The organism is Psychrobacter arcticus 273-4 (assembly GCF_000012305.1).
Taxonomy (GTDB): Bacteria; Pseudomonadota; Gammaproteobacteria; order Pseudomonadales; family Moraxellaceae; genus Psychrobacter; species Psychrobacter arcticus.
This window is the reverse complement of record NC_007204.1, coordinates 624951-647194: the sequence shown is the minus strand read 5'-3', so window position 1 is coordinate 647194 and position 22244 is coordinate 624951. Positions and strand designations below refer to the sequence as shown.

Genomic DNA, 22244 nt, shown 5'->3' with positions numbered 1-22244 from the left:
ACTAGCCTTCTAACACACCCAATACATCAGATTCTTTCATAATAAGTAGCTCTTCGCCGTCAACTTTTACGGTTTGACCAGCATATTGACCGAACAATACTTTGTCGCCAGTTTTTACATCTAACGCGCGAGTTTCGCCGTTGTCACGAATCTGACCGTTACCAGTTGCTAGCACTTCACCTTGTGAAGGCTTTTCTTGCGCTGAACCAGGAAGCAAGATACCACCAGCCGTTTTTGTTTCTTCTTCTATGCGGCGGACAACAATACGATCATGTAAAGGACGAATATTCATCAATATGTCTCCAATAAGTTGGTTGTTTAAGTTAAGAATTTATTTGGTTTGTTAGTCTCAATACTCTATCTTCAAATGCCATTTTTTTAAAATTAGCATAATAAAGATAAGCGTTAAGCTTGTTTCAAAAAGTGGGGGCATGGACAGTGGGCTTCAAGTGTAAAGACCAAAAATTTACAAGAATTTCTTAATTAGTGCAGCGTTTGTCGATAAGCAATACTGAATTGCTTAGAATATTGTGTAATAAAGACATTAGTATAAAGCTGGCGATTATTATGAAAGCATTAAATGATTACTGCATTTCATAGAAACAATCATTGTTTTATACGCCTATTCTTACTAAATTTACAGCAAGTTACTCATAGTCTTAGCATCACCTAGGATAGTAACATCAACTACAAGAGCCAAACGTTAGCGTAAGTTTCTCCTCTTGAAAATGTAACAGAGTATGATCATTATAGACATTGTAAATACAATATTAGTTAGCAGTAAGGTCGAATCGACTTATAAGTTATCTGATATCACTCTATTAAGGACTATCTATGAATTTTTCATCTACTAATAAAAAACCATCCATAAGCGATTATAATGACAAAAATAACGGTAAAACTAAATTCTTAACCGCATTAACCACTGGAGCCAGTATAGCGGCTATCGGAGCTTTAAGTATGGCTGCACCTACTTTTGCCAGCGCAAAAAACATTCAACCTTCGAGCGCTAGTTATACCTTTACGGTTGAGGACAAATATAAAGGTACCGCAACTCGTGCTTTAGATAAGTCAGGCAACACTTGGAAGTACAATGTCAATGCACGGGTTGCTGGTATCGCAAGCGCTGCACAACATAGTACCTTTACCATTAACGGTAATACGGTCATTCCAACCCAAGCCAGCACCACTTATAAACTACTGGGTATCGGTCGTACGCATAAACTGGATTTCAATCCAAGCAGCAAAAAGGTAGTTAGTAACTATAGAGGCAAGTCGACCACTTTAAATATGGCGCAGCAAGCTTTTGACGATTTGAGCCTTGAGGTGCAAATCCGACAAGACTTATTAAATGGTAAGTTCTCCGGCAATTACTACATGGCAAAACACGATAAGATAGAAAAAACCCCATTTAAAAAATCTGGTAAGACTAAAATCACCGTGCCTGCTGGCACCTTTGATACGGTGCGTGTAGATCGTATTCATGACGATAACAATCGCTCAACCAGTTTTTGGTTGGCACCAAGTTTAGATTACTTACCAGTAAAAGTAAGCCAGATGAATGATGGTAAGAAGATAGACTTAGAATTGTCCAAGGTTAATTAATACCTCTAGCTGTAATCGTTAATATCTTAATGAATGCATATCTTAATAAAAAAACGGCGCTCCAAATAGAGCGCCGTTTTTTTATGGTTGAACTGTTTACACTAAGACAGATTCAGTAACTAGCGTGGTTGTTTAACCACATTATTCATTGATGGTAAGCGCTTCAATAAGATAAACAGCCAGATATTAATCGCAAATAGCAGGACGAAATCAATGAAATAGACCGCTATTTCTGCCCAACTACTGCCATAAGCACGTGTGAATAATACGACCCCACTGGCGCCTAAATACACCAAGGTAAACATACTGTCTATTAATAGCGCATAAGGTGAGCGCCCACGCAGTATCGATGGCGTTAAGACAAATGCCGGTACCAGCCATAGCGCTTGCCATGCAATACCGCCGACAATATCAGGGCGACTAGGATTAAAGACATTTATCAAAAGAGGCAAAGCGAGCAATCTAAAGGTTAGCCAAATCAGCCAAGTCACCATTAGGCGCTGACGAATAGGCGTAATCGGTTTTAGCGGCTGGGTTGTTTGACTGCTTTTTTTGGATGTTTGCTTATGACTGTCGTCATGAGAAGGGTTAGTAGCCATTAGAGATATGTATTTCCTAATTGTTCATGCCAAACAGTATTGTTCATGCCAAACAGTGACAGACGAGCGCATTAACGACTCCAGTTGGCTTGCGCTAATGCGGATGCCGTAATCGCTAAACGACGCCCTTGAGCGATGCCAAGCTCACGCTCATCAGCAGATACAGGCTGGTCATGGGATGCACCGCTAACATGACTGGCACCATACGGTGAGCCGCCACGCGTGGTACGATTTAAAGCAGGCTCAGCATAAGGCACGCCCACAATCATCATGCCATGATGTAACAGTGGTAACATCATCGTCAGTAAGGTCGTCTCTTGACCGCCATGCATAGAGCCAGTCGCCGTAAAGACAGCAGCTGGTTTATTTTGTAAATTTCCCGCCAGCCAAATGGTAACGGTATTGTCCCAAAAATACTTCATGGGCGCTGCCATATTACCAAAGTGCGTTGGACTACCAAGCGCAAGACCGCTGCAATTTTTTAGATCATCCATGGTGCAATACAAATCACCTTCATCGGGAATTGCAGGTTTGCTTGCCGTGGTTTCAGGTGCGACTGTCGGCACGGTGCGGATACGCGCGGTCATGCCTGCCTCTTCGATACCCTGAGCGATAGCATAGGCTAATGTCTTAGTCGTACCATAATTTGAATAATAGAGCACCAAAACATAAGGGGCGGTCTGACTCATTAGCAAAACTTCCTTATAAAATCGTTGGCAGTAATTTGGCAGTAATATAGATACTGCCCATTATGCCCGAGTCATTCACTGACATGCAAACAAACCCTGCTACTTAGCAATATACTTAACCTAATAGCCAAGTAAATTAGCTCATACTTGCCTTGCGTCTTGTCTATAATAGTTTTAGCCATCAGCAATGTCCCGCTCAACTGCTCAACTGCTCAACTGCTCAACTGCTCAACTGCTCAACTGCTCAACTGCATATTGACACAATTAATGCGCAGATTCAGACAGCCCATGTTTGTTACACTATTCGCACTCTATTATCCCTGCTAGATGGTCGTTATGGAAAATCTATTAAAAAAAATACCTTTTTTACACCAACGTTGGTTTCAGTTCTTACGTTTTTTGACACGGCACTTTTTTGAGGATAATTGTCAGCAAAAAGCTGCATCACTGACCTATACGACTTTGTTGTCGATTGTGCCTATCTTAACCGTACTGTTGATGATTTTGTCTTCAGTACCAGCACTTGCTTCTGTTAGAGCGCAGATTTATGAAGTCATTTATAGCAACTTGCTGCCACAATCGAGCTTACAAGTCAGTAAATACATCAATAATTTTGCTGAAAAATCATCAAACCTAACTATCATCGGGGCGATGTTCTTACTTTTTACTACCATCATGACTTTGACCACCATTGAGCGCGCTTTTAACCAAATATGGCGCGTAGAAGATCGTTCTGGCGGTATGAGAAGTATGCTGCGCTATTGGACCATCGTCACGTTGGGACCCTTGGTATTGGGTACGGCATTTATCGCCTCAAGTGCTGTACAAAGCCTGAATTTGTTAAATAGGCAAATTGGCGGCTATGGTATTGACTGGTCGTTTTGGGTACAGATAGTGTCGATTGCTGTTACGATCGCTGGTTTCATCAGTATGTATTGGTTTATTCCAAAAGCGCGAGTACCGGCAAAAAACGCCGCGATTGCGGGTGTTTTTGTGGCGATTGTCTTTGAGCTGATGAAGCACTTATTTGGTACAGTGATGGCAAATTTTACCAGTTATGAGGCGATTTATGGCGCATTTGCGGCGCTGCCGATTTTCTTATTATGGATATATCTGTCATGGAATCTAATTTTATTAGGAGTTGAGATTAGCTATACCTTAACCATATTTGAGACAGAAGAGGTCTATCCGCGCCATCCGTTTTTAAGCTTGCTTGATATGTTAAACCTAGTTTATACCTATCATTTAAAAGGCGAAGCGGTGAGCGAGCAAGCGCTACGCAATGTTCTTGGACGTAAGGAGCTGCCAAAATGGTATACCTATATCAACTACCTGCAAGACAGCAACTTGATTACCATGACAGAAGATGAGCACTACGTACTCAAAAGAGATTTGAGCAAAATAACCTTGTGGGATTTTTATCGTACCCTGCCTTATCCATTGCCTATCAAAGATGAGCTTGATGAGATGAGCCTAAAAGACCAAAAACCTTGGCTTAGCTTATTGGTCAATCGCTTTGAAAATACCGAAGCCTATGCCAAAGCACAATTGAATGTGCCACTCGGTGCTATTTTTGCTCATAGTGAACCACGCAAAAAATCTGCTAATGACAAATCGACTAATCATAAAAATGAAAAGCTTCAGAAAGAGAAAAATGAATTCTTTAGAAAATCTAGCGCGGCTACCTCCAGTTATTTATTACAAGAGCCTCTAGATAATAAGGATGATATACCGAAGTTTGAACCGGTCGCCTATGACAAGGATAGCGACATAGAACGTGATGAACATAATCGTGAAATTCTTATTCCACAAGACAGCGATGATGATAAAAACCAAGTAGACGCTAATCACTTCAATGCTAAAGGCGATATTATTACAGAAGCTGATAATCCAAGCTCGATTTGACTGTTGAAATAATAAAACCATTCTACAAAAATCAAGTTCCAACTGGAGCTTATTTTTTCATCCTATTTTTAATGGATTATTTGCAGTGAATCAGGTAATTTGTTTTTAAGACCTTTTATCGTCAGCAGTACTATTCTATGGAACTGCTGACGATAAAAGAAATACTACGATCATTTTTGGAGCTGCTCACGTTGACTAAACATGCTAAAGACAGCTTATTTAACCGTCTATCAACGTCAAGTCTCAAAAGACTGCGGCAGTTTTTTCAGTTATGGTCGCTAAAAACGCTCACCAATTTACCCGATCGCCTAACAAATTTGTGGCAACAGCTGATTGGTTCCTACTGGTTCATACCGACTGCCTGTGTGCTGGTAGGCATCTTGCTCGCTCCTATACTCGTGACTATCGATGAGCATTTTGATCGTGACATGGTCAAAGAGATCACCTTTGCCTTCACTGGCGATGATGATGCCGCGCGCGCTATCATGACCACTATTGCCGGCGCGGTACTGGGAGTGGCAGGTACGACTTTCTCGATTACGATTGCTGTATTGTCGATGGCATCTTCGCAATTTGGACCCCGATTACTGCGTAATTTTTTGACCGATACACCCAATCAGTTCGTTTTAGGCGCGTTTATCGGTACGTTTAGCTATAGTTTACTAGTGTTAAAAGCCATTCATAAATACGATGTCGGTTTTGGTGTGCCGCAATTATCGGTGACTTTTGCCATTATTATGGCGATTATTTGCGCCTTATTACTGGTCTACTTTGTGCAGCATATGGTACATGCCATTCAGGCATCGCATGTGATCCAAGGTGCCAGCAATGAGGCGATTAAAAACATTCATTATTGGTATAACGACCGCTGCGATATCGAGCACCAACGTAATATTGAGCATCATGATATCAAGCAATTTCATCACTGGTCTGCTACGCCTATTTATCCACCACATTCAGGTTATTTGCAGCAGATTTATTTTGAATCGCTCATTACCCTATCGCAAGATTATGGTGGTGTGGTACAAATAAATAGCAGTCTCGGTCACTTTGTCACCGACAAAAATGTGATTGGCTATTTTTATCAGCGTCCGGCAGACCATCCAATCAACCTACAAAAAACCAAAACGCCGCATTTGGCGCTTGTGCCGCGTTCGCCTGACGGGCTATTTTGGCAACGCTTTGCGGGCTGTATACGTCTTGAACAGCGCTTAACGCAATCTAATGATATTGCTTATAGCTTAGGACAAATGACTGAGATTGCTGTACGCGCATTGTCGACAGGTATCAATGACCCAAAAACAGCGGTTAACTGTGTCCAATCGCTGACCAGCTGTCTGAGCATTATGATGCGTTGTCAGCCGCCGACGCCTTATCATTTTTATAAACCAATGAATGAGACAGACACAGCAAACAGTGTCAGCTATCAGAGCCAACAACCTTCAGCCATTCTTGCCGTCGTTACTCATATGCCTAAAATATCAGATTTTATTGATAGCTCACTTGGTGAGATACGGCGTTATGCGGCAGCAGATTTGATGGTATTAAAGGCGCTATGTCAGGCAATGATTGATCTGAATTATGCTAGGGTTAATGATGCACAGCAGCAAACGCTCATACATGAGATAAAACTGATTGAGCGTGCCGGCGCGGACAATTTAAATTATCATCAGCTCGCTGATGATCTGACTGCGATGTGTCAACAAGCAGAGAAGTTTATTATGAGTGAAAATGCCCAGCATCACTATTTCCATTATGTCAGTGATTTTGATGCCCATATTCGTCAGGCACTACAAACCCAATCCAAACAAGTTTGAGCATAATTGCTACTTTTTATTACCCACTTGAGAATTTTTTATGGACCCTACGAGCAGCCTGACCATACTCGAAATCAGCGCGATATTTTTATCCATCACTGCCCTATTGACTTACGTTAATCATCGATTTATTGGACTACCGACGACCATTGGTGTGATGGTTATCTCTATATTATTGTCTATTGGGGCGATATTTTTAGGGTTGTTAGGGTTTGATCAGCTCATTGATTATGAGATCAGTTTATTAGGGCAGCTTGATTTTACTGAAGTCTTACTAGATGGCATGCTCTCTATGCTTTTATTTGCTGCCGCTTTGCACGTCAATATTGGTGATCTAAAACGTTATAAGCTGCCCATTGGTATTCTAGCCTTTATCGGTACCTTAGTGTCAGCGCTGCTGATTGCCGTCGCTCTATATCTGATGTTGCCATTATTTGGTTTTGAGCTCTCTTTTTTGTGGTGCTTACTGTTTGGCGCTTTGATATCTCCAACCGACCCTATTGCAGTGATGGGCATTTTAGCGTCTGCTGGCGCACCAAAAAGCATAGAAACGGTCATCGCTGGCGAATCGCTATTTAACGATGGTATCGGCGTCGTCATCTTTGTACTGCTGCTCGGTATTTTATCGAGCGGTGATATTCCCACCGCTAATTATGTGGCGCATACCTTGGCAGTTGAAGCTGGTGGCGGTATTGTCTTTGGTTTAGTACTTGGCGCAATTTTATATTACATGCTCAAAAGCATTGATAGCTATCAAGAAGAGGTTTTGCTGACACTTGCAGGGGTGATAGGCGGCTATGAGCTAGCCAGTCATTGGCATTTATCAGGACCACTAGCAATGGTAATGATGGGGCTGATGCTGGGCAATCGAGGACGAGCACTAGCGATGAGTGATAAGACGCGCCATTATGTCGATTTGTTTTGGGAATTGATCGATGAGATTTTAAACGCAATTTTATTTGTATTAATCGGTCTTGAAGTGGTAATGATTGCTTATTCAGCCAATTTATTTATCGCTGGAGCTTTAACGATTGTTATTGCCCTACTTGCTCGATTTATTGTGGTCGGCATGACCACCAAGACCTTTCATCGGCAGCTTGACTTGCCAGCAGGCGCTTGGAAGGTGCTAACATGGGGTGGACTACGAGGCGGCATTTCGGTCGCTTTAGTATTGCAACTGCCTACAGGATCAGAGCGCGATATACTATTGGCGCTGACTTATGCGGTGGTTATATTCTCTATCTTGGTACAAGGGTTAAGTGTAGGTAAAGTCGCTAAAAGCATTGGTACGGATAAAAAAACAGTAGAGATATAAGTCCTCAGTCATTTGAGTCAAAGAAAGCCAGTATAAGAACATCTCTTATACTGGCTTTCTTTATACGCATTTACATATTGTAACCCCACTCTCAACTTGAAATAAGCAATTCAAACTGAAGTGGCGGGTTACCAAGTTTTTTGTTGAGTACAAAGCATAGATTATGTGACAGAATTTTACGAATCAATCGATGAGACAAATGCCATAAATCTCTTGCTCGTACCCTTTGTATATTAAATCGTTCTGATAGCTGACCAATGACTGTTTCAACGATACGGCGGGCTTTCATTAGCCGTTTTACCACAGGTTTGGGTCTATCCTCTTTCATGTTAGCTCTGAGTGGCGTTTGTAAATCCACTCCTTGAGCGTCGTAGTACTGAGTGAGACTAGGGCTGATATACCCTTTATCAGCGCCGAGCAAACCATAGATATTGTCAGTAATATCAGGCGCAACCGCTCTTTCATCAACATTGGCAGGAGCAAAGGTAAAGCCTTTAATCATGCCCGATAAGTTAACAAGCAAATGTCCTTCAAAGCCATAGTACCTCTCTTGCTTAGCCGCACAGTAGCTAAAAGCCGCTAAGTCTTGATAGTTTTTATGCCGATAAGCGCGTCCATAATGACAGACGGGTATCGGAAAACCATCCATAAAATGGATGTTGTCACGGCCCTCAAGTTGACTGACGTTATCTTGTATCCGCTGTTTGACTTGCCACAGATTCGCGCAATGCTTTGCGAAGTTAGGATATGAGCCTATGGCTGGAAACCAGGCTTGCCAGTGCTGGGTAAAATATTGCCAAATCTGTTTGTCTTGATCAAGGTTTAAAAATTCACCGACCAGTTCCATGCAAATGATCTCAGGATCACTCAGCTTTGGCGCGTAACCTGCACCTCGCAAGGGTTCAGTAACGACTATTTTGTAATATTGCTCTACCATTAAATAGATATTGATGATAAATTCGTCTATGGGCATCTCATGACTCCGTTGTATTCTTGGTCGAAAACAATAGATTAGTGAGATGCTCTTCTTTTTTCAATCACTTTCGAAGTTGAGAGTGGGGTATATTGTATTAAGTCTTTATATCAACCCTTTTCGTTTCATATTACGATATACCACCATCACGATAATGATATTCAATACTAATATGGCAAGTTTAAACCAGTCAAATGGGCTCACAATCAGGTAATAAAGCTCAAGAGGAATAAATATCCCATAACCAAACACCCCAAACCAGTATGCCCACGTTTTATCTTGCCACAAGCCATAGGCTTCAAGAAAACGTAAGCTGGCATAAGCAAAAATTAATAATAAAAACAGTGGCCAGTTCTTGCTCGCTTGCTGCGCAATTTCTACCGCACTATCAACCTGCGGTGCCAATAGCTGACCAAATACTTGTTGCCAAGAAGCCGTCGCCATAATAAGCCAACGCTCAAGGTCAGTATGCCACGACCATAAAGCCACTGCTCCTAATAGCGCACCAACACCCTTCACTACTTCATAGATTGCCACTGCTTTGATAGATTCACTTGAAGTCGTGCGTGGCTCACTGTGTCGTTGGCTTGAAAACGGATGGCGGTCTTTTGATGACTTGTCTTTTGACGAAGACTGTAGACTATCATCCTGCCTAGGCAAATTAGCCAAAGAAAGTCTCCACAACGCGCCCTTGCAGCTTTTGATTAAAGAATGGCGTGTTCTTACCATTCGATAGCATGGATTCGCTAGTCACTTGCCATTCAAGATTGGGGTCGACCAGTACTGCGCCACCGATGTTTTCATATTGCTCGCTGATACCAGCAATTTTTGCTGGGTTCAGACAGATTTTATCGACTAGCTGCGCTAAAGTTAATACCTCATCCTTTACCAGCTGACACGCCAGCGCCATAAAGGTATCAAAATTTGAGATACCTGGAGTGCTCTCCGCAAATGGGGCTTTTTTGGCGGTACTGTTTAATGGCTCGTGATGACTACAAATCGCATCGATGGTGCCATCCTTTAAGCCGCGGCGAATGGCTTGCTGATCGGTATTACTACGTAATGGTGGCAGGACATAAGCTTGAGCATTAAAGCCTTCTAAATTATCATCAGTCAAGTACAGCTGATGCATTGCCACATCACAGGTCACTGGCAAACCTTTATCTTTTGCCCAGCGCATCAGCTCGATGGAAGACTTACAGGATAATTGGCTAAAGTGAGCGGCAATAGCGGTCTCCTCCACCATCAGTAGCTGCGTTGATAAGGCGACTGTTTCTGCAATCCAAGGAATACCTTGCAAGCCATGATACGAAGCAATATAACCTTCATGCGCAACGCCATCTCCAGACAGACTTGGCTCATCAGGATAAAAGAATACTTTCATACCAAAGGTTGCTGCATACTCCAAGGTACGCAGGAGCACTAAATCATTACGAAAAGGTCTGCGAGCATTGGAAACCGCAATACAGCCACCTTTTTTAAGACCTGCGATATTAGACGGGCGCTCACCCTCTAGACCTGCGGTCAGTGCGCCCAAAACATGCAAATAAATGCCGCCATCATCGAGCGCCCGCTCACGTAAGCCTTTTAACAATGAACCGTTCTCTAAAATAGGGTTGGTATCTGGTGGAATCACCACATGCAAAAAACCATTGCCACGTGCCGCACGTCCTTCTGACTCTAACGTACCATGCTGCTGTTGCCCCGGCTCACGTAAGCGGGCGCATAAATCCACCAAGGGTGGTAGCAACCACATCTCGCTCCCTGCTTCAAGATTAGCTATTTTGTCAGCTACTGCACTTGGCAATGTATTTTGAAAACTTTGTGGCAGATGGTTAAGTATCGTGGCGTCGGTGTTTATCATATGAGACATGAGCGTTATTACCGTATCAATAAAATGGGATAAATAAGAATAAAACAGTATAGCGAGATATTAATTGCCAGCCGCTTGATGCGCGCGTTGACCTTCCATCGCTAGTGACAGTACCGCCATACGAATAGCAATGCCGTTATTTACCTGTTTCAAAATCACAGATTGCGCGCCATCGGCAACGCTTGAGGCAATTTCAACTCCGCGATTCATCGGTCCTGGGTGCATGACGAAGGCATCAGGCTTAGCCAACGCCATGCGCTCAGGGGTAATGCCATAGTGCTTATAGTACTCACTCGATGATGCCAAAAGTGGCGAGCCGATACGTTCGTTTTGGATTCTTAAACCCATAATGACATCGCAGTCGGTCACGCACTCATTCATGTTTTCATATACTTGCACACCAAAACGCTCAATCCCTTTGGGCAGTAACGTACGAGGTGCACAGACACGGATGTCTTTTACGCCTAATGTTTGTAGCGCACTGATATCAGAGCGTGCTACCCGAGAGTGTTTGATATCACCAACGATTGCAACCGACAGCTCTTCAAATGGACGCGGTGCTTCACGGTGAATGGTCAGCATATCAAGCATGCCTTGGGTTGGATGGGCATGCCAGCCATCACCGCCATTAATAATCGCAATATCTGGTGTCACTTCGGTCGCCATAAAATGTGCCGCACCTGATGCTGAATGGCGTACCACAAAGATATCTGCCGTCATCGCTTGCAGATTCCATAATGTATCGCGTAAGCTCTCTCCCTTCTTGGTACTAGAGCGCTCAATATCGATATTGAGTACATTGGCACCCAAGCGTTTTTCTGCTACTTCAAAGGTAGTACGCGTACGAGTTGACGGCTCAAAAAACAGATTCATCACCGTATAACCTTCGAGCTCAGGACGGTTAATCAGCTGTCCCTTGTCATCAAAAAAGGTCTCAGCTTTGGCAATAATCGCCCGTAACTGGGCTTTATTAAGACCTTCAATACCCAAAAAATGACGAATACTACCGTCAGTATTGAGCTGCGGACGACTTAACGACGCATCAAGTTTCTCATGAATGGTATCAGGATCAAATTTTGTATAGTCTGTTGGCGAGATAGTTGGTATTGATTGGCTATCGATAGAATTTGACATAAGGACACGTCTTTATTAAGGGTTTATATGATTTAACAATATGTTTTCATTGATTTTTTTAACAATTCTGCCTCGATAATAACGTAGACAGGCATAGAGACAAGGACATTTTGCTGCTTATTTGCTACAATTTACCTCAGGTATTTTGCTACAATTTACCTCAGTTATATAGGTAATTGGAAAATAGATGCCGTCATTATTATTGATAATCACAGCGCATCATTTGGCAGCCGTATCAAACGTTAGCCCTTTAAACCGTAAATGAATAATAGTGTTAGTGTAGCTGATTTTGAGGTCAGGACAAAGATGCCTTAGCCAGTATTTAAACATTTACCCCATATCGATACCACATAACCCAATCTTAAGCACTCATTCTCCCTTTAGCTTGTATCACTCTTTATCAGAATAATTTATTAGGAAACACTATGACAACCTTAGCACAGTATCTGAACACTAACGCCGCCAGTCCTGCCCTCAATGACGTTATTACGACGGTCACCGATGTTGGTAAAACCATCTCACAACTGCTCAGAAAAGGCGCTTTGGCAGATATCCTTGGCGAAGCAGGCAATCAAAACGTCCAGGGTGAAGATCAGAAGAAATTAGACGTGCTGGCCAATGATTTATTGTTAGATGCTTTAGCAAAAAACACCCATTGTGCCGGTGTTGCTTCAGAAGAGCTCGATGATGCCATCCCTGCCAATGCTGAGGGCAGTCTTTTGGTATTATTTGACCCACTTGATGGCTCATCCAATATCGATATTAATATGGCAGTTGGCACTATCTTTTCTATTTTACCGTACCAACACCAAGGTAAAGTCAGCGAAAATAGCGATTTCTTGCAAGCGGGCAATCAGCAGCTGGCAGCTGGTTATTTACTATATGGCACCTCTACCGTGCTCGCGCTGACCATTACTGATAACGTGGTGATGTTTAGCTTAGACCCAGATACCAATGATTATGTCCTAATAGAAGAAAATGTCACAGTCGATGCCGATACCAGTGAATATGCTATCAATGCCTCAAACTATCGCTACTGGCGCGCGCCGATGCAACAGTATATCGATGAGCTTATCGCTGGTGAGATCGGTGTACGTGGTCGCGATTTTAATACTCGCTGGGTTGCCGCCATGGTTGGTGATGTGCATCGCATTCTATGCCGTGGTGGTTTATTCACTTATCCATTTGATACTAAGTATGCCAATAAAGCAGGCAAATTACGTCTCATGTATGAAGCCAATCCAATGAGCCTTCTAATTGAACGTGCTGGCGGCGGCGCAACCGATGCGGTCAATCGTATCTTAGATATAGAACCAACTGATATTCATCAGCGCGTGCCTGTGGTACTTGGCAGCAAAAATGAAGTCGATTATGTCAAAAACCTACATTTAAACTATGCCGAAAAATAAATAAATAATTTAATCAGCCTTTTATGATTCGTGTCGAGTCAAGTGAATAGCAACTTTATACGAGTCATCCATATTTTCTACATTTTTCTCTAAGCGATCTACTATGGTAGCAAATCCCACCGAGCTTATTACCTCAGATAAGAATACAACGGTCAAGCTCGTAAAGTCACTATTGACGCAAGCTCGCCAGCGTAAGAAACACGGTCTAACCGTCATTGAAGGCGTCCATCTTATCGATGCCGCTCTTCGTAGCGACTATCCATTTGATCAAATATTGGTTTCTGAATCTACACATAAGAACCCTGAAGTTCAGCAGATTCTAACCCGCCTGCCCACTTATACGCCTATTTTGACCTTGGCAGATGCACTATATGAAAGCATTCGTAGTTTAGGCACTGGGATTGATATTATGGCAATGATTAAAGTGCCGGCGCCAAGCTTGTCGATGATTAATGAGGACTGCTTGATTCTTAACGACGTGCAAGACAGTGGCAATGTCGGCACCTTACTCCGTACTGCAGCCGCTGTTGGTATCAAAAACATCCTCTGCACCAGTGCTACCGCTCAAGCGTGGTCACCGAAGACATTAAGGGCAGGCATGGGTGCGCAGTTTGCTTTGAATATATATGAGGGGTTGAGTGTACAAGAAGTTTTAGACCATGTAGAAACCCCTCTATTTGCCACCAGCTCGCATACGGATACCGTCATTTATCAACATGATCTAAAATCACCCATCGCTTGGATTATGGGACATGAAGGTCAAGGCGTTTGTGATGAGTTGATGCAGTGTGCCACACCTATCGCGTTACCGCAGCCTAATGGGCAAGAAAGCCTCAATGTCGCGATTGCAGGCTCGCTATGTTTGTATGAGACGTTACGTCAAAGAAATTACGCTTCAAACTTGGTTTAACAGCTAATACACGGCACATGCTTATTACGGTAAAGATATGCCGATTAGTTTTTATAAAAGCGTACTTCACGAGCTGTCACTGCGGGCATAGCCCTACGTCTTGCGTCACTAAAACAGTCTCCCAGACTGTTTCTTAACGTTCCTCATTGGCAAAGTACGCGGTGGCCTCATTCAAGCATAGCTCTCATCTTGCGTAGGGGCGAAGCAGTGCTTCGCTTTATCCCTCCTCATTTAATATCTCTCGTTCCTCTTCAGCCACTTTAAGCTGCCGCTTGAGCTGCTTTATTTCTTGAAGGGCTGTCATAAGCTCAGGATCATATTGTTCTGTGCCGACAAGTTTGCCTTGGTTGGCTTTGTTATGCCAATTAGATAAGGTCTGCATGGTGATGCCAAGTTGCTTTGCGGTCGCTGAAATGTTGCCGTTATTGTCTGCTATCTTCTTAACGGCTTCGGCTTTGAATTCTGTGCTATAAGTTCTGATTTTCTTGGTCATGGTAAACTCCTCATCGAGTCGTTAGTTTACCAAGTTTATCTCTACGGTTTCTTCAGCATAGCTCATTCTGATCAGGGATGGCATTATCAAATGAAGCCGTTTAGGGAGATGCTTAAAAAGCATCAGATAAAACAGAGTATGAGCAGGAAAGGCAACTGCTTGGATAATGCGTTAATGGAAGGGTTCTTCGGTACGCTAAAGTGTGAGACTATCTATATTGAGAAGCCTAAAACAATTGAAGTTTTAGAGAGACAGATTCATGAGTATATTCATTACTACAATCATGAACGTATTCAGCTTAAACTAAAAGGAGTGTAGTGGTCAACTAATTTAGGACAGCTGATAAGAGGTTTGGTTAAAATAACGTTTCTCTTTCTCTGCTGGTGATAAATAATCGTTAAACGCATGCGGTCTTATGGTTTGATAATAGCCCCAGATATAATCGACAATAGCAGTTTTAGCCTCAGTCATATTTTCATAGCCATTTTTTGGCATCCATTCGGTTTTAAAGCTTCTAAAGAAGCGCTCAGTCGGAGCGTTGTCCCAACAGTTGCCCTTTCGGCTCATACTATGCGTCATACCACTGCAATCGGCTACTGCTTTTGCAAACGCCTGGGAGCTATAATGGCTGCCCTGATCTGAATGAAACAACACGCCACTGGGTTTCATTCTGCTGTGATATGCCATTTGTAGCGCTTTGACGGTAAGCTTACTATCCGGTGAGCTTGATATGGCAAAGCCCACCAAACGACGGGCGTACAGGTCTAAAACGACGGCAAGATAACACCAACCGCCTTTGATGCGAATATACGTCACATCCCCCGTCCAGACCTGATTGGGTGCTTCTGGGCTAAAGTTTCGATCTAATATATTGTCATAAATGCTATGTTTTTCATCAGCTTGTCTGTAGTGATGTCGCTTTATCTGACAGCTTTTGAGTCCCAGTTTTGCCATAAGCTTTGCTACTTTATATCGGCTAAGGGTGATGCCATGCTCATTGTTTAAGATGGCACGAATCGTTCGAGCCCCTGCCGAGCCGTTTGATTGCTTAAATATTTGGCGAATTAAAGCTTTGATCCTAATTAAGACAAGGCTGATGGATTTGGGATTTTTGCCATAGTAATAGCTGCTCTTATTCATGCCAAACAGCTTGAATAGTTGGTTTTTGCTCACCCGTTTATCCTGCTCTGCCAGCTGGTTTATTAGCGATAGTCGTTTAGATTGTCCAACGCCAGCAGAGCGGAAGCCTTTTTTAAGATGTCGCGCTCCATCCTCAAGCGCTTATTCTCTTTACGCAGTTCTTGGAGCTCTCGCTGTTCATCCGTTAAAGCATTGCCGACTTTAGGTGCTTGGCCACTCATTTCTTGACGGTATTGACTCAGCCATTTCTGCAAGGTGGATTTGCCAATGCCAAGTGAGCTTGCCACGTCAGTTATGCTACGGTTGTGATCAATCACTAAGCTTATGGCTTCTAGCTTGAATTCTCGAGTATATTGGTTGCGTTTTTGGCTCATACGGTTTTCCTCTTTGGGTTAATATAAACCTCTTATGCGCTGTCCAGTTTTATTATGCCACTACAGACTGTAGAGGTAAGTCATAGACGTAAAAAAAAGCGATACGTAAATAAAGGCGTGCCGCTGGTAAAAATTTTCTAGCATTCTGTGTGCTTCGCCAGACGGAGGCTTCAAATATTTTTACCAGCCACACTGTATCTGTCTTAAAGTGAACCTACTATATCAAATTTATTGATATACATTAGCAGGGACGCGATTATAAGTGTCAGCAAAAAAAGAGCGTGTGGTTTCAGGGTGGTGGGTTCATGCTCGCCTATTGTCACGTTGAGGTATAGTAATTTTTTACAAAGCTGTATCTCAATTAAAAAGAAATATCAAATTCTACAATTTCTTCAATAAATTTAGCTTCGATAGGTGACAAAGCGCGTTGTTTGTGCCAAAAAATATGAACAGGTATGTCAGCAATACCTTCTTTTGGAGGCAGACGTCTGAGCTTAGATTCTAGATGGGTCGCCGCAATAAATTGGTCAGGTAAGGCACCAATACCATATCCAGTATAAATCAGCCGAACCGCTTCATCTAAATTATTAGTATAGGCGCTGATACGACCTGTTAGGTCGTGATTTTCTTTAAATACAGTAATTGGAGAGAGAATATCCCCAATATCTTCACTATTAAAAGCAATAAAATCCTCTTTTAATAAACTTTCAAAACTCAAATCGGACGATGAGAATAAAGGATGATGATAGCCGCAGTACAAATAATAGCGCTGATTGAATAATAATTGTTGATTGAATAATAATTGTTGATTGAGGGTTTCGGGGATATGTTTGGCCAAACAGATACCGACAGCAGGGGTTTTTTGTTTGAGGGCATTTAAAATATCCATGCTTGATTTCACGGTCAAATCTAAGGTGATATTTGGATATTTCTTTTTAAAATAGACTAGGAAATCATTATATTTTGGATTGTGGAGACGACTGGCCACCAAAAGCTTAATGTCGCCTTCTAAGAGATGCGAGTTGCTGCCTTTCATGGCTTCGATAGAAGTGATTTCTGTAAATATGGTTTGAGCGACTTGCAGACAGTAATGACCGATGGGTGTAAGCTCTAAAGGCTTGGTATTACGAGCCTTTCCCAAACTCTGTGTAACTGCTTATAATCCACCAACCGGAGAATAAGCAATGACTACTCAATCTGACATTAAAAAACTGGCCGAGCAAATGGCTAGTAGCATGAACAGCTTCGATGACATCAAAGACTTCCAAAAGCAGCTCATGCAATCCTTTATCGATACTGCCTTAGAAGCTGAGATGGAAGATCATCTAGGCTATCCTAAGCATGAGAAGGCAGACAAGCCTAATAAGCGCAATGGTCACACTAAAAAGACAGTCCGCAGTGATAGTGGCGTGCTTGAGATCTCCACCCCAAGAGACCGTGATGGTGACTTTGAACCTGCATTAGTGCGTAAGCACCAAACCCGTATTTCAGGTCTTGATGATAAGATCATTAGCTTTTATGCTAAGGGTCAGACAACGACTGAAATTGTCGAAACCATCAAAGACATCTACGACGTTGATATATCAAGCTCTCTTGTCTCAAGAGTCACTGACAACATCTTAGAGGATATTACCGCTTGGCAGAACAGGCCTTTAAGCAGCATCTATCCTATCGTCTATTTGGACTGCATTGTCGTCAAAGTACGTCAAGACAAGCAGATTATCAACAAGGCTATCTATCTGGCTCTAGGTGTCGCTCTTAACGGTAAAAAAGAGCTCTTAGGCATGTGGCTATCAGAGAACGAGGGCGCTAAGTTCTGGCTTGGCGTACTCACTGAACTACAAAACCGCGGGGTTCAAGATATCCTCATTGCCTGTGTCGATGGTCTAAAGGGCTTTCCTGATGCCATCAACACTGTCTACCCCAAGGCTGAGGTTCAGCTATGTATCGTACACATGGTGCGCTATTCCATGAAGTTTGTGCCGTGGACGGATAAGAAGGCAGTAGCGGCTGATCTAAAAGCCATCTATGGCGCTGATACCATAGAGCTTGCACAAGCCAACCTTGAGCACTTTGATGAGACTTGGGGTAAGAATTACCCACATGTGGTCAAGTCTTGGCGCAATAACTGGGAAGGCTTGACGGTGTTCTTTAATTACCCTAAAGATATCAGAAAAGCCATTTATACCACCAATGCTATAGAATCACTGAACAGTGTGATTCGTACGGCGGTGAATAAGCGTAAGGTGTTCCCATCTGATCAGGCAGCATTCAAAGTGGTGTACTTAGCCACCCAGCAAGCATCCAAGAAGTGGTCGATGCCCATTCGTAACTGGACGTCTGCTTTAAATCGCTTTATGATTATGTTTGATGACCGTATTTATTACCTTTAATCAGACTGAAGGGGTAATCACCCCAGTAAACTGATGCTCACAACGCAAAAAATCCTCCAGTTCGTTGAACCAGAGGATTGATGATAATATAAAAAATATTGGATTACGGGAATCCAATATTAGCTATGATGCTTTAGACTTTGCTAGTTAGCTCAGGTAAGGCTACAAACAAATCAGCTTCTAAGAAGTAATCAGCAACGCTAGCAATCGGTGCTTCTGGATCATTATTGATCGCAACGATAACCTTAGAATCTTTCATACCTGCTAAATGCTGAATGGCGCCTGAAATACCTGCTGCGATATATAAATCTGGTGCAACGATTTTACCCGTTTGACCGACCTGCATATCGTTTGGTACATAACCTGCATCAACTGCGGCACGTGATGCACCAACAGCAGCGCCAAGTTTATCAGCCAATGGCTCGATGTACTTAGTGAAGTTTTCACCGTTCGCTAGCGCACGACCACCAGAAACCACAATACTTGCTGAGGTCAATTCTGGACGGTCAGACTTCGCCATCTCTTCATTAACAAAACTTGCTTTACCAGTTTCTTGGACGTTGTCAAGCGTTTCAACAGAGGCTGAACCACCTTCATTTGCTACTGGATCAAAGGCAGTAGTACGTACGGTTAATACCACTTTATCTTCTGTAGTTTTAACCGTTGCTGTTGCGTTACCCGCATAGATAGGACGCTCAAACGTTTGTGCGTCTACTACAGCAGAGATTTCTGACAGCATGCTGACATCAAGTAATGCTGCAACGCGTGGCAAGAAATTTTTGCCAGTAGTCGTTGCTGGAGCTAGGATATGGCTATAATCAGCAGCAATATCAGCGACCAATAATGCGATGTTGCCTGCCAATTGGTGCTCGTAAGCTGCATTGTCTGCTAGCAATACTTTAGATACGCCCGCCGCTTTAGCCGCTTCATCAGCGACAGCTTGGTTACCACTACCAGCGACCAATACGTGGATATCTCCGCCAATTTGCTGAGCTGCAGCGATTGTATTCAAAGTTGCCTTTTTTAGACTGGCATTGTCGTGTTCTGCATATACCAAAATTGCCATTGTTTTTATCCTTTATTTATTCGTATCATCTATTCATGCGATTGTTGGTATACAAAGACATTTTATGTCCAATTTTAATAAAATTTATTTAGGACATCATGTCTTTGTATTAGATAGGCGCTCAAAAAGTATTAAATTACTTTCGCTTCATTTCTTAGCTTATCGACCAACTCGTCAACTGAACCCACCTTGATACCAGCTTTACGCTCAGCAGGTGGCACAACTTTAATGATTTCTTGCTTAGAGGCCATATCAACACCAAAATCAGCTGGCGTTTTTTCATCAAGCTGCTTCTTTTTGGCTTTCATGATGTTAGGCAATTTTGCATAACGTGGCTCATTCAAACGCAAGTCAGTAGTAATAACCGCTGGTAAATCAAGCGCAACCGTTTGCAAACCCCCATCGATTTCACGCGTTACATTGACTTTATCGCCTTCCACTTTTACTTCTGATGCAAACGTACCCTGACCGATACCCATCAATGCTGCTAGCATTTGACCCGTTTGGTTGTTGTCATCATCAATCGCTTGCTTTCCTAGTAGGATAATATCTGTAGACTCAGATTCAGCGATATTTTTCAGGATTTTAGCGATTTGTAGAGGATAAGGTTTTGCATCAGTCACGACCAAAATACCACGATCAGCACCCAATGCTAAAGCAGCACGAATCTGCTCTTGCGACTCTTTTGGACCAATTGATGCCACAATGATTTCATCAATCACGCCCGCTTCTTTTAGACGAACCGCTTCTTCTACGGCAATTTCATCAAAAGGGTTGATTGACATTTTAGTGTTAGATAAATCCACGCCAGAATTATCAGCTTTTACACGAACTTTTACGTTGTAATCAATGACACGCTTGACCGCTACTAATGCTTTCATACGTTCCTCGTTTATTAATGTTATGAATTAAAATTGCCAGTTAAGAACCAAAGGTTCATTTTTTTAAAATCGTCGTTCGAAATAGCACTCAAGGTTTATGGTTACGTCAGCACATATAAGGTAATAAAAAATATCAAGCCATAAAAAATATATTGGCATCACACTCTCTATCCATAAAATCTGCCAAAGCTAAGCCAACCGTTATTATCAGACCTATGTATCTTGCGTGAGCTCAGCCCTAAGGTCAAGACAACACCGTGAATAATGCGTCATAATTTTGTCACTATTCTACAATAAATAGTTTATAAACGCCTAGTGACGCCATTTTCTTATCGTTATTCTTATTATTTTCTAATTTTTGCAATCTATCTAAGATATCTATAACAGTTAGCCAAACTAACATTATCTTATGGTTATAAGAAATAACTCAAAAAAAGAGCATAAAAAAAGCAACCTGATCAGAGGTTGCTCTTTTTTAAAGTCTAAACAGTATTTTTATTGTTTTAACAAACAAAGGCATCAATGCATATTGATAATCTTACTGTCATTAAGCGCGCTGAAAAACAGCTTACTCAATGTCAAATGAGATTAGATAGCTTCGATTTGCTCAGCTTGTGGGCCTTTCTTGCCATCACCTAAGATGAAAGACACTTTTTGGCCTTCGGCTAGAGTTTTGAAACCACCGCCTTGGATAGCGCTGTAGTGAGCGAATACGTCTTGTCCACCGTTGTCTTGCGCGATAAAACCAAAACCTTTAGCTTCATTAAACCACTTTACAGTGCCTTCAACTTTATCTGACATAAATTTTCCTAACTCTTTAACTGTTGGCGAGACGTGTGTCATCACCGATTAATTGATATATACCCAAGTTTTTCTTGCAGAATGCATAGATAAAATTCATTAAAACATCTCATAGACGTCTTAATATTTTTACCCGAAATCCTTTGAGTACAAGCTGATTATAACAGCTTTTACTAAGTACAACAGCTTAAATTGATGATTTTTGTAACCTATTTGAATCACTTTTAGATAACGATTACTTTTACCTAATCAAGACTTAATATATTGATATAAAATACTTTTTTATCAATATATTCTATGATTTAAATGCAGTCGCACATCTGATTCAATCACTTAAACCGATAAAAATCATATTTGGTCATGTATTAAAAGAAAACTATAGAGTAATCGGTAGCCACGGCGAGCTTAATACCAATAAACATAGTGCAAAGAATATCAGTGAAAACGATTGACTATAAGCAATATATTTAGCGGGTATGACCAAGTCTTTGGGAGAGTCAGGAATGCCTTTACGCTTCAATAAACGTGCACCATAGATCCAGCCAAAGGTCGTATAAAGACCGTAAGCCACCGGAACAGCAACTGCTAGTGGCGTCAAATCAATCGTGTATAACATCACTACTGAGATAAAAAACCATGAGGTATCTAGAATTGAGCTGATTTGAAAGAACTTAGAGTTAGGTAGTTTGCCACCGGTTTTTTTCAGCATCTCTCCTTCGATCCAAATCAAAACTGCAACCACAGCGCTAAGAGTGATATATACGAATTGTGGCGTTAGCCAATCAGGATAAGATATTTGCACAACAGACAACCTGTAATCTAAAGAAAAATAAAGAAATCTCTGGCATTGATAGCGCAAAGATAAAA

21 protein-coding genes and 2 pseudogenes are annotated in these 22244 nt (G+C 42.0%); 8 read left to right on the top strand and 15 right to left on the bottom strand.

The features are described 5' to 3' along the window. Position 1: 1 nt before the first annotated feature. Positions 2-295, bottom strand: coding sequence for a co-chaperone GroES (locus PSYC_RS02875; protein WP_041757514.1), 294 nt, complete (start codon positions 293-295; stop codon positions 2-4). Between the two features lie 539 nt (positions 296-834). On the opposite strand from PSYC_RS02875, the gene PSYC_RS02870 reads away from it, so the two are divergent. Then, on the top strand, positions 835-1605 hold the full coding sequence (locus tag PSYC_RS02870; RefSeq protein WP_011279841.1) for a DUF3108 domain-containing protein: 771 nt from the start codon (positions 835-837) through the stop codon (positions 1603-1605). A gap of 119 nt (positions 1606-1724) precedes the next feature. On the opposite strand, the gene PSYC_RS02865 is transcribed toward PSYC_RS02870, so the two are convergent. Continuing rightward, positions 1725-2204 (bottom strand): hypothetical protein, encoded by a 480-nt coding sequence (locus tag PSYC_RS02865; RefSeq protein ID WP_011279840.1) that lies wholly within the window; start codon positions 2202-2204, stop codon positions 1725-1727. A 71-nt stretch (positions 2205-2275) separates the two neighbouring features. After that, on the bottom strand, positions 2276-2893 hold the full coding sequence (gene wrbA / locus PSYC_RS02860) for an NAD(P)H:quinone oxidoreductase (protein ID WP_011279839.1): 618 nt from the start codon (positions 2891-2893) through the stop codon (positions 2276-2278). 336 nt (positions 2894-3229) lie between these two features. Between wrbA and PSYC_RS02855 the strand changes: the two genes are divergently transcribed. The 3 genes from PSYC_RS02855 (at position 3230) to PSYC_RS02845 (ending at position 7930) form a co-directional block, all read left to right on the top strand. Further along, entirely contained in the window at positions 3230-4798 is a 1569-nt protein-coding gene (locus PSYC_RS02855; protein ID WP_041757512.1) for a YihY family inner membrane protein, read from the top strand. A gap of 191 nt (positions 4799-4989) precedes the next feature. Next, positions 4990-6615 (top strand): DUF2254 domain-containing protein, encoded by a 1626-nt coding sequence (locus PSYC_RS02850; RefSeq protein WP_148201649.1) that lies wholly within the window; start codon positions 4990-4992, stop codon positions 6613-6615. Between the two features lie 40 nt (positions 6616-6655). Then, the gene (locus PSYC_RS02845) at positions 6656-7930 is read left to right on the top strand and encodes a cation:proton antiporter (RefSeq protein WP_011279836.1); all 1275 of its coding nucleotides are present in this window, start codon (positions 6656-6658) and stop codon (positions 7928-7930) included. Between the two features lie 91 nt (positions 7931-8021). Here the strand turns inward: PSYC_RS02845 and PSYC_RS02840 are convergent, their stop codons facing one another. The 4 genes from PSYC_RS02840 to PSYC_RS02825 all read right to left on the bottom strand — a co-directional run bounded on the left by PSYC_RS02840 (position 8022) and on the right by PSYC_RS02825 (position 11910). Beyond that, on the bottom strand, positions 8022-8903 hold the full coding sequence (locus PSYC_RS02840; protein ID WP_011279666.1) for an IS982 family transposase: 882 nt from the start codon (positions 8901-8903) through the stop codon (positions 8022-8024). A 105-nt stretch (positions 8904-9008) separates the two neighbouring features. Then, positions 9009-9572 carry a DUF2127 domain-containing protein gene (locus PSYC_RS02835; RefSeq protein ID WP_041757509.1) on the bottom strand — a complete coding sequence of 188 codons (564 nt, stop codon included), beginning with the start codon at positions 9570-9572 and terminating at the stop codon, positions 9009-9011. Continuing rightward, positions 9565-10776: a dihydroorotase gene (locus PSYC_RS02830; RefSeq protein WP_011279834.1), complete on the bottom strand. Its 1212-nt coding sequence runs from the start codon at positions 10774-10776 to the stop codon at positions 9565-9567. The genes PSYC_RS02835 and PSYC_RS02830 overlap by 8 nt, the downstream gene beginning before the upstream one ends. A 60-nt stretch (positions 10777-10836) precedes the next feature. Beyond that, positions 10837-11910 carry an aspartate carbamoyltransferase catalytic subunit gene (locus PSYC_RS02825; protein ID WP_011279833.1) on the bottom strand — a complete coding sequence of 358 codons (1074 nt, stop codon included), beginning with the start codon at positions 11908-11910 and terminating at the stop codon, positions 10837-10839. Between the two features lie 425 nt (positions 11911-12335). On the opposite strand from PSYC_RS02825, the gene PSYC_RS02820 reads away from it, so the two are divergent. Both PSYC_RS02820 and PSYC_RS02815 read left to right on the top strand, forming a co-directional pair. Beyond that, the gene (locus PSYC_RS02820; protein ID WP_011279832.1) at positions 12336-13319 is read left to right on the top strand and encodes a class 1 fructose-bisphosphatase; all 984 of its coding nucleotides are present in this window, start codon (positions 12336-12338) and stop codon (positions 13317-13319) included. Positions 13320-13422: 103 nt separating this feature from the next. After that, positions 13423-14229, top strand: a complete 807-nt coding sequence (locus PSYC_RS02815; RefSeq protein ID WP_011279831.1) for a TrmH family RNA methyltransferase — start codon at positions 13423-13425, stop codon at positions 14227-14229. A 226-nt stretch (positions 14230-14455) separates the two neighbouring features. Here PSYC_RS02815 and PSYC_RS02810 read toward each other — a convergent pair. After that, positions 14456-14722 (bottom strand): annotated as a pseudogene (locus tag PSYC_RS02810) (transposase); the annotation flags it as partial. Between the two features lie 57 nt (positions 14723-14779). Between PSYC_RS02810 and PSYC_RS11765 the strand changes: the two are divergent. Beyond that, positions 14780-15040: pseudogene (locus PSYC_RS11765) on the top strand (IS3 family transposase); the annotation flags it as partial. Positions 15041-15052: 12 nt separating this feature from the next. On the opposite strand, the gene PSYC_RS02800 reads toward PSYC_RS11765, so the two are convergent. The 3 genes from PSYC_RS02800 to PSYC_RS02790 all read right to left on the bottom strand — a co-directional run bounded on the left by PSYC_RS02800 (position 15053) and on the right by PSYC_RS02790 (position 17272). Beyond that, on the bottom strand, positions 15053-15925 hold the full coding sequence (locus PSYC_RS02800; protein WP_227500367.1) for an IS3 family transposase: 873 nt from the start codon (positions 15923-15925) through the stop codon (positions 15053-15055). Further along, positions 15925-16236 carry a transposase gene (locus PSYC_RS02795; RefSeq protein WP_011279828.1) on the bottom strand — a complete coding sequence of 104 codons (312 nt, stop codon included), beginning with the start codon at positions 16234-16236 and terminating at the stop codon, positions 15925-15927. Before PSYC_RS02795 ends, PSYC_RS02800 begins: the two co-directional genes overlap by 1 nt. A gap of 361 nt (positions 16237-16597) precedes the next feature. Continuing rightward, positions 16598-17272 carry a LysR family transcriptional regulator substrate-binding protein gene (locus PSYC_RS02790; RefSeq protein ID WP_148201648.1) on the bottom strand — a complete coding sequence of 225 codons (675 nt, stop codon included), beginning with the start codon at positions 17270-17272 and terminating at the stop codon, positions 16598-16600. 148 nt (positions 17273-17420) lie between these two features. On the opposite strand from PSYC_RS02790, the gene PSYC_RS02785 reads away from it, so the two are divergent. Continuing rightward, positions 17421-18629 carry an IS256 family transposase gene (locus PSYC_RS02785; RefSeq protein WP_011279827.1) on the top strand — a complete coding sequence of 403 codons (1209 nt, stop codon included), beginning with the start codon at positions 17421-17423 and terminating at the stop codon, positions 18627-18629. A gap of 133 nt (positions 18630-18762) precedes the next feature. On the opposite strand, the gene PSYC_RS02780 is transcribed toward PSYC_RS02785, so the two are convergent. The 4 genes from PSYC_RS02780 to PSYC_RS02765 all read right to left on the bottom strand — a co-directional run bounded on the left by PSYC_RS02780 (position 18763) and on the right by PSYC_RS02765 (position 22179). Continuing rightward, a complete protein-coding gene (locus tag PSYC_RS02780; RefSeq protein WP_011279826.1) occupies positions 18763-19695 on the bottom strand; it encodes an electron transfer flavoprotein subunit alpha/FixB family protein in 933 nt (310 codons plus the stop codon). 131 nt (positions 19696-19826) lie between these two features. Beyond that, positions 19827-20576, bottom strand: a complete 750-nt coding sequence (locus PSYC_RS02775) for an electron transfer flavoprotein subunit beta/FixA family protein (protein WP_011279825.1) — start codon at positions 20574-20576, stop codon at positions 19827-19829. 588 nt (positions 20577-21164) lie between these two features. Further along, positions 21165-21377: a cold-shock protein gene (locus PSYC_RS02770; RefSeq protein ID WP_010196799.1), complete on the bottom strand. Its 213-nt coding sequence runs from the start codon at positions 21375-21377 to the stop codon at positions 21165-21167. Between the two features lie 376 nt (positions 21378-21753). Further along, a complete protein-coding gene (locus PSYC_RS02765) occupies positions 21754-22179 on the bottom strand; it encodes a hypothetical protein (RefSeq protein ID WP_011279824.1) in 426 nt (141 codons plus the stop codon). Between the last annotated feature and the right edge of the window lie 65 nt (positions 22180-22244).